The sequence below is a fragment of the Streptomyces broussonetiae genome, assembly GCF_009796285.1.
GTDB classification, from domain to species: domain Bacteria; phylum Actinomycetota; class Actinomycetes; order Streptomycetales; family Streptomycetaceae; genus Streptomyces; species Streptomyces broussonetiae.
This window is the reverse complement of sequence record NZ_CP047020.1, coordinates 5,736,640-5,750,446: the sequence shown is the minus strand read 5'-3', so window position 1 is coordinate 5,750,446 and position 13,807 is coordinate 5,736,640. Positions and strand designations below refer to the sequence as shown.

Below are 13,807 nucleotides of genomic sequence, written 5' to 3'. Positions count from 1 at the left end.
GGACGCGGCTGCTTGTCCGCGGCCGCCGCTACTCGTCGCTCACCTGCCGTTCAGTGTGAAGTGCAGGGTGTCCTTCAGGAACGGGATCTCGATCCACGGCTTGGGCTGGGCCATCATCGTCAGCAGGACGATCGCGAGGCCGAGGATGCCGTAGGTGGCGATGTCCGTGAACCGGGAACGTACGGCGAGCATGCCGACGCTGGGCAGTATCCAGCGCATCACCGCGCCGGCCAGCAGGGCCGCGCCGATCAGCAGCGTTCCCCAGCGGAAGACGTCCAGCGAGGTCAGCAGCAGGCCGAGCGCGACGCCGCCCAGCACGACCAGCAACGGCCATTGCCGGGCGGGGGCCGGCGAGGCACCGGACGCGGCCCGGCCGCCGCCCTCGGGCCGGGCGGTGTCCCGGGTGATCCGCGGGAAGCGCCGGGTGGGGCGCTCGGGGGTCTGTCCGGCGTGCTGTGTTCCGCGGGTGGCCGCCCCCGCGCGGGCGCCCTCAGCCGGCACTGCGCTCCGCCGCCTCCACCACGTTGACCAGCAGCTGCGCCCGGGTCATCGGGCCCACGCCGCCGGGGTTCGGGGAGATCCAGCCGGCCACCTCGGTGACGTCCGGGTGCACATCGCCGACGATCTTGCCCTCGGCGTTGCGGGAGACGCCGACGTCCAGCACGGCGGCGCCCGGCTTGACGTCCTCGGCGCGGATCAGGTGCGGGAAACCGGCCGCAGCGATGATGATGTCGGCCCGCTTGAGGTGGGCGGGCAGATCGCGGGTGCCGGTGTGGCACTGGGTCACGGTGGCGTTCTCGCTGCGCCGGGTGAGGAGCAGCGGCATCGGCCGGCCGATGGTGACACCGCGGCCGACGACCACGACCTCGGCGCCCTTGATCTCCACGCCGTGGGCGCGCAGCAGGGAGATGATGCCGTTGGGCGTGCAGGGCAGCGGCGCGGGCTCGTTGAGGACCAGCCGGCCCAGGTTCATCGGGTGCAGACCGTCGGCGTCCTTGGCCGGGTCCATCAGCTCCAGGATGCGGTTCTCGTCGATGCCCTTGGGCAGCGGCAGCTGGACGATGTAACCGGTGCAGGCCGGGTCCTCGTTCAGCTCCCGGACGACCGCCTCGATCTCCTCCTGGGTGGCGGTGGCGGGCAGTTCGCGCTGGATGGAGGCGATGCCGACCTGCGCGCAGTCGCGGTGCTTGCCGGCGACGTACTTCTGGCTGCCGGGGTCGTCCCCGACCAGGATCGTGCCGAGGCCGGGCGTGACGCCCTTCTCCTTCAGCGCCGCCACGCGGGCGGTCAGATCGGACTTGATCGCGGCTGCGGTGGCCTTGCCATCGAGAATCTGGGCGGTCATGTTCCCATCCTCGCGGATGACCTGCCCCTGGTTCCAATCCGGGTACCCGGCCACCCGTCTCCGTTCTGTCACAGCATGATCAGTGATGTTGCACTTGCACAACACCTCACAATTCCGGCTGGACAAGTAAGACCGGCCTAAAGAACGATGAGTACACAGTGCCGCGGGCAGTACCGGGGGGACGGACCGCATCTGTAGAACCCTCCTCCGAACCGTGCCGCGCGTCGTCCCCGCACTTGGACCAACGGAGGAAGACCGCCATGAGTTTTGGCGACCCGAACAACCCCTATGGCCCGCCGCCCCAGCAGCCGCCGGCCGCTCCCGGTTACGGCTACCCCCAGGCTCCCGGTTTTCCGCCGCAGGCTCCCGGTTACCCGCAGCAGGCCGCGTACCCCGGCTACCCGGGCGTCACCATGATGCCGCAGACGATGCCGGGCCTGATGACCACCGCGCGGGTCCTGCTCTACATCGTGGCGGCGGTGCAGATCCTCATCGGCATCTTCATGATCTTCGGTGCCGCGACGATCAACGACGCGTCCAACGCGGGCGAGGACACCTTCGGCAACAACAGCTTCTCCGACATCGGGCACGCCGGTGCCGGCATCGTCCTCGTCGTCGCGCTGCTCTTCCTCGCGCTCGCGAGCCTGTCGATCACGCTGAGCGTGAAGTTCACCCGCGGCGGCCAGGGCATCCGCATCACCACGATGGTCTACGGCATCCTGGGCGCGCTGGTCGGCGTCCTGATCATGATCGGCGCGGCCAACGTGGGCTCCAGCGCCGCGCTGGTCTGGGCGCTGCTGTGGATCGGCTTCGGCGGCATCATGGCGGCCGCGATGATCGCCCCCTCGGGCGCGGCCTGGTTCAACCGCCCGCGCTACTGAAACAGCCCGCGCGACAGAACAGTTCGCGCCATTCACCGCCAAGGGCCGTGTCTCACCCGTCCAGGGGAGGCACGGCCCTGGTGTAGCGCCCTAGTCTGACCTGGGTAGCCGTACCGGCCGGGGTTGCCGTCAGGCACGGGGAGACGCACCTTGTACAGCATCATCGTCGTACCTCCGCCCACCCCGGAGGGTGATCACCACCAGACCCAGGTCCGGCTCGCCCCGGGCGAGAGCCTCGGTTTCGGGCGGGCGCCCGGCAACGGCCTGCGGATCGCGCACGACGGGGTCTCGCGCCGGGCCGGCGAGGTCACCGCCCAGGGGACGTTCTGGATACTGAGCAACCTCTCCGCGCGGCACACGTACGTCGTGGAGAACCCGGAGGGGGCGGGCGAGCACATCAAGGTGGGCCCGGGCCGGCTCGACGCGCCCGTGCCGTTCGAGTTCTCGCGGATCGTGCTGCCGGCCGCCGGTGACCTGCTGGCACTCGAGGTCTGGGCACCGCGCCACGACTACCTGCACCCCGACTGCCTGCGCGACGACGGCGAGGGCGACAGCGGCCGGCCGGACGGCGACACCACCGCCGCGGCCTTCGCCGTCGACCGCACCAAGCGCTACTTCGCCGTCCTGGCCGCTCTGTGCGAACCACGGCTGCGCGGCGACCCGCACGCCCCGCTGCCCACCGTCGACCAGGTCGTGGACCGGCTGCGCCCCGCCTGGCCGGCCGCCTCGCGCACCTCGGTGCAGTGGAACATCGACTATCTGGCCGTGAAGCTGCGGCTCAAGCCCGGCCCGGAGAGCGCCGATCCGGGCCCCCGCCTCAATGGCAAGAAGGAGTCCCTGGTCTCGCTCGCGCTCCGCTTCGACGTGGTGCGCGAGGACGATCTGGTCGTCCTGTCCGGCTCCGGGTCCGCGAGCCGGACAGCCCGGTGACCGAGCCGTACGCCGTGCCGGTGCCCAAGGGCTACCGGGTCGGCGTCTGGGAGGTGCACGAGCCCATCGCGACGGGCGCCTTCGGCAGCGTGTACGCGGCCCGCCGCACCGACAGGTCCCCACGCGCCACGGAGCTGCCCGCGTCCGCCGCGCTCAAGTTCCTGCCCACCGGCACCAACACCCCACGCCAACTGGCCCATCTGCGCGAACTCGTGGAACGCGAGGTCGCGCTGTACCGCCGCCTGGACCAGCCGCGCCTGATCCGCATGTACGACACGCTCGTCGTGGACGACCCGGACCGCCCCACCCTCGACGGCGCCACGGTCCTCGTCCTGGAGCAGGCGCAGGGCTCCCTGTCGGCGCTCCTCGCCACCTCTCCGCGCCCGGACGGCGGCCCCGCCCTGCTCGCCCAGATCTGCGAGGGCCTGGCCCAGCTGCACACGGCGGGCTGGGTGCACGGGGACCTGAAACCGGCCAACGTCCTGCTCATGCCGGACGGTTCGGCCCGGCTCGGCGACTTCAACATGGCCGCCGAACTGGAGGGCACTCACGCCTACACCCCCGCCTTCTCCACTCCCGACTACACCCCGCCCGAGCTGCTGTGGGCGGAGATCGGCGACCGTGGCCGCCGTATCCGCCCCTCCGCGGACGTCTGGGCCTTCGGCGTGCTCGCCCATCTCGTCCTCACCGGCGCCTTCCCGCTCCCCGGCGCTACCCCGACGGCCCGCCGCGACGCGGCGACGAGCTACGCGCGCGGCACCGACGAACTGCGCCTGTCGCCCGAACTCCCGGACGACTGGCGGGAGATCGTGTGCGCGTGCCTGGCCCGCACACACGCGGACCGGATCACCACGCAGGCGCTGTCACGTCGGGTCGAGGCGGCGGCCGGTACGGCCCGCCCGTCCCGCCTGGGCCGGTCGCCACGGCGCCGCCGAGGCCTGTCGACGGTGGTCGCGAGCGCCGTGGCCGTCGCAGCCCTCGCGTACGGCATCGGCCTGTGGACCGCGGGCGGAAAAACGGACGCGAGCAACGGCGATGCCGCACTGGCGCGTTACGGCGCCTCGGAACTCCGTACCGACCAGGGCATTCCGGTGCAGTACCGGCGGCTGATCGTCGACTCCGCGCACGCCTGCTCCCGGCCCGACGTCACTCCCGTCCTCGTCGCGGCGATGCTCAAGTCCGAGAGCAACTTCGACCCGAACCTCTCCGACCCCGGCAAGCAGGAGTTCGGCATCGCCCGCTGGACCCCGGCCGTGCTGCGCTGGTGGATGCAGGACAACGGCGTCCCGGCGTCCGCGACCCCGACACCACCGCTCACCCCCTCCGTCTCCATCCCGGCCATGGGCCGCTACCTGTGCTACATCGACGACCACCTGAAGTCCGGACTGCCCGGCGACGAACGGGTGCTGGTCGCCGCCGGCTACCGGACGTCGGCCGCCAAGGTGAACGACACGGGCGGAGTTCCCCCGAAGTACCGCGACTACTGCGCCCGTGTCGCCCACTACCTCAAGGAGTACGCGCCCCCGGGCAGGAAGTGACCCTGAGACTTCACAGGTACCGGCGGGCGGCGACCGCTGCGACGGTGGAACCACTCCGCCCCGGCGGAGCGACCGAAACAGTTCATGCACCACCGTTCACATGGGGGAACACGTGAACATCGCCAAGCCCGCCGCGCTTCTGATCGCGGCCACCGCCCTCGTCGCCGGCTCCACGATCGCGGCCGTCGCCGACACCGCCGCGGACGGCACCCGGGTGACCGGCATCCAGCAGGTCGCCGACCACGTCCTCGCCGGACACCCGAAGGTGCTCTCCGCGTCCGCCGACCAGGTCCGCTACGACGGCCTGACCCTCACCAGGGCCCCGCAGGGCAGGTTCGCCGCCAAGGACCTGGACTGCGCCTACGGTCACCTGTGCATGCTCGTCAACGGCACCAAGTTCGACTTCTACAAGTGCCAGACCTGGAACGTCACGAACTGGACCGGCGACGGCCCGTTCACCAACAACCAGACGCCGGGCACGGTCGCCAAGTTCTTCAACCAGGACGGCAGCGTCCGCTGGACCTCGACGGCCTACCAGGCGGGGACGGCGACTTGGGACCCGATCTGGTCCCTGCGCCCCTGCTGATCGGGCGGGGACGGCGGTCTCCGGCCCCCTCGGGGGAGGGCCGGAGACCGTACGGCTTGGCGAACCGGTCGGCGAAGACCGCCGCAGGCGTCAGTGGAAGAAGTGCCGCGTACCCGTGAAGTACATGGTCACGCCCGCCTTCTTCGCGGCCTCGACCACCTGCTCGTCACGGATCGAGCCGCCCGGCTGGACGATCGCCCGGACACCGGCGTCGATCAGGATCTGCGGACCGTCGGGGAAGGGGAAGAAGGCGTCCGAGGCCGCGTACGAGCCGCGGGCGCGCTCCTCGCCGGCCCGCTCGACCGCGAGCTTGCAGGAGTCGACGCGGTTGACCTGGCCCATGCCGACGCCGACCGAGGCGCCGTCCTTGGCGAGCAGGATCGCGTTGGACTTCACCGCGCGGCAGGCCTTCCAGGCGAAGGCCAGCTCCGCCAGCTCCGCCTCGCTCAGGGCCTCACCCGACGCCAGCGTCCAGTGGGCCGGGTCGTCGCCGTCGGCCTGGAGCCGGTCGGTGACCTGCAGCAGCACACCGCCGTCGACCTGCTTGGCCTCGACCCGGTTGCAGGGCGCGCCCGGAGCCTTCAGGACACGGATGTTCTTCTTCTTGGCGAGGGCTTCGAGAGCCCCCTCCTCGTAGTCCGGGGCGACGACAACCTCGGTGAAGATCTCGGCCACCTGCTCCGCCATCTCCTTGCTGACCGGCCGGTTCACGGCGATCACACCGCCGTACGCGGAGACCGGGTCGCAGGCGTGCGCCTTGCGGTGCGCCTCGGCGACGTCCGAACCGACCGCGATTCCGCAGGGGTTGGCGTGCTTGATGATGGCGACGCACGGCTCGTCGTGGTCGTACGCGGCACGGCGGGCGGCGTCCGTGTCCGTGTAGTTGTTGTACGACATCTCCTTGCCGTGCAGCTGCTCGGCATCGGCGAGACCGCCGGTCCCGTCGACGTAGAGGGCGGCGTCCTGGTGCGGGTTCTCGCCGTAGCGCAGGGTGTTCTTGCGCTCGTAGGTGCTGCCCAGGAAGTCCGGGAACCGCGAGTCGTCGACGGGGGCGTAGGAGGACGCGAACCAGTGGGCGACGGCCACGTCGTAGGCGGCGGTGTGCCGGAAGGCCTCGGCGGCCAGCCGCTTGCGGGCGGCGAGGTCGAAGCCGCCGTGCTGGACCGCGGCGAGGACGTCGGCGTACCGCTCGGGGCTGGTGACCACGGCGACCGACGGGTGGTTCTTGGCGGCGGCGCGGACCATCGAGGGGCCGCCGATGTCGATCTGCTCCACGCACTCGTCGTCCGAGGCACCGGAGGCGACCGTCTCACGGAACGGGTAGAGGTTCACCACGACGAGGTCGAACGGCTCCACGCCCAGCTCGGCGAGCTGCTCACGGTGGCTGTCCAGCCGCAGGTCGGCGAGGATGCCGGCGTGCACCTTCGGGTGCAGCGTCTTGACCCGGCCGTCCAGGCACTCGGGGAAGCCGGTCAGCTCCTCGACCTTGGTGACAGGGACGCCGGCGGCGGCGATGCGGCCAGCCGTGGACCCGGTGGAGACCAGCTCCACGCCGGCCTCGTGCAGCCCGCGCGCGAGGTCTTCGAGGCCGGTCTTGTCGTAGACGCTGACGAGCGCCCGGCGAATGGGCCGCTTGGTGCTCTCGGCGGTGGCGGTCACTGGATAACTACCTTTCGTCCCTCAATGCGATAGCCGTTGCGGGCGAGCCGCCCCACGACCTCGACGAGCAGCCTTCGCTCGACTTCCTTGATGCGCTCGTGCAGCGCGCTCTCGTCGTCCTCGTCCCGGACCTCGACGACCCCCTGGGCGATGATCGGGCCGGTGTCGACGCCGTCGTCGACGAAGTGGACGGTGCAGCCGGTCACCTTGACGCCGTACGCGAGCGCGTCCCGCGCGCCGTGGGCCCCCGGAAAGCTGGGCAGCAGGGCCGGGTGGGTGTTGACGAACCGTCCGCCGAAGCGCGCGAGGAATTCCTTCCCGACGATCTTCATGAACCCGGCGGAGACCACGAGGTCGGGCTCGTGGGCGCGCACGGCCTCGGTCAGCGCGGCGTCCCACTCCTCACGGCTGCCGAAGTCCTTGCCCCTGCACACGAAGGTCGGCAGCCCGGCCCGCCCGGCGCGGGCGAGCCCCTCGATGCCGTCGCGGTCGGCCCCCACGGCGACGATCCGGGCGCCGTACCGCTCGGCTCCGGTGCGCTCGATCTCGTCCAGCAGCGCCTGGAGGTTGGTGCCCGATCCGGAGACCAGCACGACGAGACGCTTGACCGCGGGGGCAGCGGGGGTGGCGGCCACGGGAGGCCCTTTCTCGGGTACTTGTACATTCGTACGAATGCTTCGCGTCCCTGGATACGGGGAACCCTACGAAGCAGCCGACCGCCAGCAACGATACCGGCACACTGGACAGCCCCCACGGGACGGGGGCGTGGCCGGAAGGTAGCGTTCGGGAGGAACCGGCTCGGGAACGCGCACGCCGTGTGGTGCGTTTCCGAGGTGGAAGCTCACGTCGGACAGCCGTATTCACCTAGGGGAAGACGCTCTCTTGATGCCCGATCGCAGCCTGCGACTCCTCACGTTCCCCCTGCGCACGGGCCAGGGAGGCGAACGCGGCGCCGTGCTGCTGCGGGAGCGGCCGGCCTCGCCGCCCGAGGCGCCGCGGGGCGGCCACGAGGGTGCCGGCGCCGGGCAGCAGGACGACAACCCCTTCGCCCCGCCGCCCGAGGGCACCCCGGACCGGCCCTGGCAGCCCCGCCGACGTCCTGATGGTCCGTCCGGTGGCCCGGGCGCGGATTCCGGCCCGGATGACGGCTCCGACGGCACTCCCGGACACGGCCCCGGCGGCGGTTCCGGCGACGGCCCTGCGTGGGGCAGTCAGTGGAGCGACCGGCAGCCCGGACGCTCCCCCGGCGGCTTCGGCGAGCGGCCCGGCGGCAGCTCCCAGGGTCCCGGCGGACCGACCGGCCCCGGCGGGATGCGCTGGGACCCGACCGACCCCGCCCAGCGCCGCGCGCGCTACGCCCTCCTGTCCGGCATGTGGGCGGTCTTCTTCGTCCTGTTCAGCTGGCCGTACGTGGCCCTGCTGCTGGGCGTGCTGGCCCTGTACTGGGGCATCAGCGCGCTGCGTGCCAAGCCGCGCACGCCGTCCCCTGACGGCCCGGCGCGCCCCATGCCCGCCCGGCCCCAGGTGACGGCGGCCGTCGGCGGCCTGGTGACGGCGTCCCTCGCCCTGGTCCTGGTGGCCTCGACCTTCACCGTCCAGTTCGTCTACCGCGACTACTACACGTGCGTGAACGACGCCCTCACCCACGAGGCCAAACAGTCCTGCGACCAGCTGCTGCCCAAGGGGCTGCGGGGAGTCCTGGGAGTGGGGAACAGCTGAGGGCACGAGGCCGCGGGGGTCACCCGGTCGCGTCGGGCGGCTCCGGCGTGCCCGGCGGCGGCAGGTCGGTGAGGTCCGGCTCGGGCTCGAGTTCGGGCTCGGGCTCGGGCTCGGGCTCGGGCTCGGGGGGCGGTGCCGAGGGGGCGGCGGCCTCCTTCAGGGCCGCCCAGCGGGAGGCGCGGGCGACGTCGTCGTGCCAGTCCGGCGGGAACGGGTCCTCGGCCGGGAGGACGTCGTACGGCTCCTCCTCGGCGGCGCCGGGCGCCTGAGGCACGACCTCCACCTGCTTGCCCCTGTCCTGCTTGCCCTTCTCCTTCTTGCCCGGGCCGGCGTCCTCGGCCTTCGCCTGGCCCTGCGCCTTCGCCCTCGCCGCCGCCTGCTCCTCTCCGCCCCCGGCACCCGCCGCAAGGCCGTTCGCCGGGCCGGAGTCCGCAGGGGCGGTCTTGGCCCTCCCGCCCGCCCCCGTGTCCTGCGCCGGGATCTCCCCGGTGCGTGTGCGCCCGCTCCACAGCCGCCATGCCCGTACCGTCAGCGCCACCGGCATCCCGAACACCGCCGTCCAGACCCCCGCCGCTCCTGCGGTCTGCCACCACACCGGGCCGAAGCGGGCCAGCGCGGCCACGCCCAGCGGCCCGCCCGCCAGCAGGGCGAGCAGGGCGTCCGCCGCCGCGCAGAGCGCCGCGGTCAGCAGGACCACCGCGGCGGTACCGGCGGCCGGCCAGCGAGCCGAGGCCGCCTTCCCCCTCCCCGGCCGGCGCACGGCGCCCCGCGCCACGAACCACCCCGCCGTCACCCCGGCCGCCACCGGGACCAGCCCCGCCGCCCAGTTCGGCAGCGCCCCGGGCCCCGCGTCCGGCACCGCCGCCAGCAGCGGGAACGGCGGCAGCAGCGGGGCCGGATGCGAGGCGAACGGCTGCACCACGTGCCCGGCGCCGAGTGCGAAGCCGGGCCCGAGGGCGTACGAGGCGGCCCACACCGCCGCGTTGGGGATCAGGACGACCCCCAGCAGCAGCACGGCGAACCGCCCGGTCCAGCCCTCCGTCAACTGGAGGAAGGACGCCCGCGCCGCGCCGCCGTGCCACACCAGCGACACCGCGAGCAGCAGCGCCCCACCGCCCAGCAGGGCGGTCGTCGCCGCACCGGCCGCCCGTACGGCCGTACCGAGCCGCGGCCGTGCGTCCGCACCGAACACCAGGCGCCGTACCGGACCCGGCACCACGCGCAGCATGCCGAGCACCGGCTCACGCGGCCGGCCGTACGCCGACCACACCCCCGCCGCCGCGGAGCCCGCCGCGACAAGTGGCAGACACACCGTCACCCAGCCCCACGAGGGCCGCAGTTCGGCGCCGGCGCAGTACAGCGCGGCCGAGCCGCCGACCCCGAGGTAGCCGAGGACGATCCCCGTCCACGCGGTGCGGGCGGGCACCGGGGGCGGTCCGTCGGCGTCGGCGGGCGCGTCGACGGCGTCCCGGGCCGCCCGGTACAGCAGCCACACCGGCAGCGCGAGCAGCAGCAGCGGGGTCACGCCCATCGGCAGCGGCGCGCCGGAGAGCGTGTCGGTGCGGACCAGTTCGACACCGTGCGCCAGCAGCCACAGGGCGGCGGCGACGTGCAGGGCACCACCCGGACCGCTGTCGGGGTACGGCGAGCTGACCCACAGCGCCAGCACGAGCACGGCGAACGAGCCGAGCCCGAGTCCGGCGGCGACGGCGCCGCCGAGGACGCTCGCGGCCAGTCCGGGCGAGCGGTCGCGCAGCCGGGCCAGCAGGAGCGGGAGCGACGGTCGGCGTGCGGTCATCGGGATCACGTCCGCCATGCTCCCAACGACACGCGCTTTCCCGTCGTAACAGGCGAACCTCCGAAGTGTCGCTCAATATATGTTTATGTTCTTTTTCGTACGGAAGGGCGCACGGTGACGAAGCAGAACTCTGCCAGTCCGCTGCCACCGCCGAAGGAACGCCGACGCCTGCGCGAGTCCCGGTCGCTGACGCTGGATCAGGTCGCGGAGCGGATCGGCGTCAGCCGCACGACGCTGCACGCATGGGAGTCCGGCCGCGGCCTCCCGGGCGGAGCCGAGGGCGAGGCGTACGCCAGACTGCTGGCGGCCCTCGCACTGACACCTCTCACCCCACCGGCGGGCGACCGGCGGAGGGTTCCCGCCCCTGCCTGCGCATTGGAGAACCTGACGCCCACTCAGGCCTTCGACGCGCTGTACGTGTTCTGCACTCCCGCTCTCGTGCGCCAGGCCTATCTGCTGTGCGGGAGCCGGGAGCTGGCCCGCGAGGCCGTGGAGCGGGCCTTCCAGCTGGCCTGGCAGCGCTGGCCCGTCGTGGCCCGGGACCGGGATCCGGCCGGCTGGGTACGGGCCGTGGCGTACGACTGTGCGCTCTCCCCCTGGCACCGCTTCCGCCCCCGCCACCGGTACCCGGAGCCGCCGCCCGCCGACCCGGCCGACCGCGCGCTGCTGCACGCCCTACTCGAACTGCCGCCGTCGTACCGGCGCACACTCGTCCTGTACGACGGGGTGGGCCTCGACCTGCCGGAGACCGCGGCGGAGACGGAGGCCAGCACTCCGGCGGCGGCGAACCGGCTGACCCACGCCCGCGAGGCCGTGGCGGCCCGCATCCCGGAACTGGCCGACCCCGCCGAACTCCACCGGCGGCTGCTCGAACTGGCCTCGGCCGATCGGCTGCGCGCGGCCGGGCCGTCGCTGGTGCGTACCGTCGGCGAACGGCGCAACGTCTTCTGGACCCGCACGGCGATCGCGTTCACGGTGACGATCATCGGCGCGACCACGCTCACGCTGCGCACCGCACCGACGCACTACGAGCCGCCGATCGCCCCGGCCCAGGCGGTGCAGGGGGTGCCGCTGCGAGCCGCAGCGGGCCCCCTCTCGCACGACGAACAGACCCTGCGGACGAAGCTGCGCAGGTCGGAGTCGAGCGGGCCGGAAAGAGTGCGGCCACTGGCCGGGTGAACGGCGGCAGGCCCGCCCCCGGTCCAGGGGGCGGGCCTGCCGACGGTCGGCCCGCAAGCCGATGGGCGCACCGGGAGATTCAGCCGCCCAGGATCTCGCGGGCGAGCTTCGCCGTCTCGGTCGGCGTCTTGCCGACCTTGACGCCCGCGGCCTCCAGGGCCTCCTTCTTGGCCTGTGCGGTGCCGGAGGAGCCGGAGACGATGGCGCCGGCGTGACCCATGGTCTTGCCCTCGGGCGCGGTGAAGCCCGCGACGTAGCCGACGACCGGCTTGGTCACGTTCTCCTTGATGAACGCCGCGGCACGCTCCTCGGCGTCGCCGCCGATCTCACCGATCATCACGATCAGCTCGGTGTCGGGGTCGTCCTGGAAGGCGGCCAGGGCGTCGATGTGCGTGGTGCCGATGATCGGGTCGCCACCGATGCCGACGGCGGTCGAGAAGCCGATGTCGCGCAGCTCGTACATCATCTGGTACGTCAGCGTGCCGGACTTCGAGACCAGGCCGATGCGGCCCGGCTTGGTGATGTCGCCCGGGATGATGCCGACGTTCGACTGGCCCGGGGTGATGATGCCGGGGCAGTTCGGGCCGATGATGCGGGTCTTGTTGCCCTTCTTGCCGGCGTACGCCCAGAAGGCGGCCGTGTCGTGCACGGCGATGCCCTCGGTGATCACGACGGCCAGCGGGATCTCGGCGTCGATGGCCTCGACGACCGCGTCCTTGGTGAACTTCTCCGGCACGAAGATCACGGAGACGTTCGCGCCGGTCTCCTTGATGGCCTCGGCGACCGTACCGAAGACCGGTACCTTCTTGCCGTCGAAGTCCACGGTGGTGCCCGCCTTGCGCGGGTTCACGCCGCCCACGACGTCGGTGCCGTCGCCGAGCATGAGCTTGGTGTGCTTCATGCCGGTGGCGCCGGTCATGCCCTGGACGATGACCTTGCTGTCCTTGTTGAGCCAGATAGCCATGGTGTGTTGGTGTCCTCGTCCTGAGTGCTTACTTGGCGGCGGCCAGCTCGGCGGCCTTGTCGGCCGCGCCGTCCATGGTGTCGACGCGCTGCACCAGCGGGTGGGCGGCGTCGGTGAGGATCTTGCGGCCCAGCTCGGCGTTGTTGCCGTCGAGGCGGACGACGAGCGGCTTGGAGACGTTCTCGCCGCGGTCCTCGAGGAGCTTGAGCGCCTGCACGATGCCGTTGGCGACCTCGTCACAGGCGGTGATGCCACCGAAGACGTTCACGAACACGGACTTGACGTCCGGGTCGCCCAGGATGATCTCCAGGCCGTTCGCCATGACCTGGGCGGAGGCGCCACCGCCGATGTCCAGGAAGTTGGCGGGCTTGACGCCACCGTGCTTCTCACCGGCGTACGCGACGACGTCCAGGGTGCTCATGACGAGACCGGCGCCGTTGCCGATGATGCCGACCTCGCCGTCGAGCTTGACGTAGTTGAGGTTCTTCTCCTTGGCAGCGGCCTCGAGCGGGTTGGCCGCGGCCTTGTCGTGGAGGGCCTCGAAGTCGGGGTGACGGAACTCGGCGTTGTCGTCGAGCGACACCTTGCCGTCGAGGGCGATGACGTCGCCGGAGGCGACCTTCGCCAGCGGGTTGACCTCGACCAGGAGGGCGTCCTCCTTGATGAAGGTGTCCCACAGCTTGACGAGGACGTTCGCCACCTGGTCGGCGACCTCGGCCGGGAACTTGGCCGCGGCGACGATCTCGCGGGCCTTGGCCTCGTCGACACCGTCGATGGGGTTGATCGGCGTCTGGGCGACGGCCTCCGGACGGGTGGCCGCCACCTCCTCGATCTCCATACCGCCCTCGACGGAGGCGATGGAGAGGAAGGTGCGGTTGGCACGGTCGAGGAGGAAGGAGACGTAGTACTCCTCGAGGATCTCCGGGGCGGTCTCGGCGATCATCACCTTGTGGACCGTGTGGCCCTTGATGTCCATGCCGAGGATGTCCGTCGCACGGGCGACGGCCTCGTCCGCGGAGGCAGCCAGCTTGACGCCACCGGCCTTGCCGCGACCACCGACCTTCACCTGCGCCTTGACGACCGACTTGCCGCCCAGTCGCTCGGTGATCTCGCGCGCCGCCTCAGGCGTGTCGATGACTTCACCGGCCAGCACCGGTACATCGTGCTTGGCGAAGAGGTCCCTCGCCTGGTACTCGAACAGGTCCACG

13 protein-coding genes are annotated in these 13,807 nt (G+C 72.1%); 6 read left to right on the top strand and 7 right to left on the bottom strand.

Translation table 11 applies throughout. The annotated features are described in order from the left end of the window. Nucleotides 1-39: 39 nt before the first annotated feature. Together GQF42_RS26685 and GQF42_RS26680 are read right to left on the bottom strand one after the other, a co-directional pair. Nucleotides 40-501 (bottom strand): DUF3017 domain-containing protein, encoded by a 462-nt coding sequence (locus GQF42_RS26685; RefSeq protein WP_158923944.1) that lies wholly within the window; start codon nt 499-501, stop codon nt 40-42. Next, nucleotides 491-1,345, bottom strand: a complete 855-nt coding sequence (locus GQF42_RS26680) for a bifunctional methylenetetrahydrofolate dehydrogenase/methenyltetrahydrofolate cyclohydrolase (RefSeq protein WP_158923942.1) — start codon at nt 1,343-1,345, stop codon at nt 491-493. The genes GQF42_RS26685 and GQF42_RS26680 overlap by 11 nt, the downstream gene beginning before the upstream one ends. Before the next feature lie 260 nt (nt 1,346-1,605). On the opposite strand from GQF42_RS26680, the gene GQF42_RS26675 reads away from it, so the two are divergent. The 4 genes from GQF42_RS26675 (at nt 1,606) to GQF42_RS26660 (ending at nt 5,280) form a co-directional block, all read left to right on the top strand. Continuing rightward, nucleotides 1,606-2,226: a hypothetical protein gene (locus tag GQF42_RS26675; RefSeq protein ID WP_158923940.1), complete on the top strand. Its 621-nt coding sequence runs from the start codon at nt 1,606-1,608 to the stop codon at nt 2,224-2,226. 150 nt (nt 2,227-2,376) lie between these two features. Beyond that, nucleotides 2,377-3,156, top strand: coding sequence for an FHA domain-containing protein (locus GQF42_RS26670; protein ID WP_158923938.1), 780 nt, complete (start codon nt 2,377-2,379; stop codon nt 3,154-3,156). Then, the gene (locus GQF42_RS26665) at nt 3,153-4,694 is read left to right on the top strand and encodes a serine/threonine-protein kinase (protein ID WP_158923936.1); all 1,542 of its coding nucleotides are present in this window, start codon (nt 3,153-3,155) and stop codon (nt 4,692-4,694) included. The genes GQF42_RS26670 and GQF42_RS26665 overlap by 4 nt, the downstream gene beginning before the upstream one ends. A gap of 100 nt (nt 4,695-4,794) precedes the next feature. Beyond that, the gene (locus tag GQF42_RS26660; protein WP_233273471.1) at nt 4,795-5,280 is read left to right on the top strand and encodes a hypothetical protein; all 486 of its coding nucleotides are present in this window, start codon (nt 4,795-4,797) and stop codon (nt 5,278-5,280) included. Nucleotides 5,281-5,370: 90 nt separating this feature from the next. Here GQF42_RS26660 and purH read toward each other — a convergent pair whose 3' ends face one another. Continuing rightward, complete coding sequence (gene purH, locus GQF42_RS26655) at nt 5,371-6,939, bottom strand: bifunctional phosphoribosylaminoimidazolecarboxamide formyltransferase/IMP cyclohydrolase (protein ID WP_158923934.1); 1,569 nt, start codon at nt 6,937-6,939, stop codon at nt 5,371-5,373. Then, a complete protein-coding gene (gene purN / locus GQF42_RS26650) occupies nt 6,936-7,574 on the bottom strand; it encodes a phosphoribosylglycinamide formyltransferase (RefSeq protein ID WP_158923932.1) in 639 nt (212 codons plus the stop codon). The genes purH and purN overlap by 4 nt, the downstream gene beginning before the upstream one ends. 250 nt (nt 7,575-7,824) lie before the next feature. Here purN and GQF42_RS26645 point away from each other — a divergent pair, with 250 nt between their 5' ends. Continuing rightward, a complete protein-coding gene (locus GQF42_RS26645) occupies nt 7,825-8,658 on the top strand; it encodes a hypothetical protein (protein WP_158923930.1) in 834 nt (277 codons plus the stop codon). A gap of 19 nt (nt 8,659-8,677) precedes the next feature. Here the strand turns inward: GQF42_RS26645 and GQF42_RS26640 are convergent, their stop codons facing one another. Then, on the bottom strand, nt 8,678-10,474 hold the full coding sequence (locus GQF42_RS26640; protein ID WP_233273470.1) for a cell division protein PerM: 1,797 nt from the start codon (nt 10,472-10,474) through the stop codon (nt 8,678-8,680). Nucleotides 10,475-10,570: 96 nt separating this feature from the next. Between GQF42_RS26640 and GQF42_RS26635 the strand changes: the two genes are divergently transcribed. Further along, a complete protein-coding gene (locus GQF42_RS26635) occupies nt 10,571-11,635 on the top strand; it encodes a helix-turn-helix domain-containing protein (RefSeq protein WP_158923928.1) in 1,065 nt (354 codons plus the stop codon). Nucleotides 11,636-11,714: 79 nt separating this feature from the next. Here the strand turns inward: GQF42_RS26635 and sucD are convergent, their stop codons facing one another. Both sucD and sucC read right to left on the bottom strand, forming a co-directional pair. Beyond that, a complete protein-coding gene (gene sucD / locus GQF42_RS26630) occupies nt 11,715-12,599 on the bottom strand; it encodes a succinate--CoA ligase subunit alpha (RefSeq protein ID WP_158923926.1) in 885 nt (294 codons plus the stop codon). Nucleotides 12,600-12,627: 28 nt separating this feature from the next. After that, nucleotides 12,628-13,806, bottom strand: coding sequence for an ADP-forming succinate--CoA ligase subunit beta (sucC, locus tag GQF42_RS26625; RefSeq protein ID WP_158923924.1), 1,179 nt, complete (start codon nt 13,804-13,806; stop codon nt 12,628-12,630). Between the last annotated feature and the right edge of the window lies 1 nt (nt 13,807).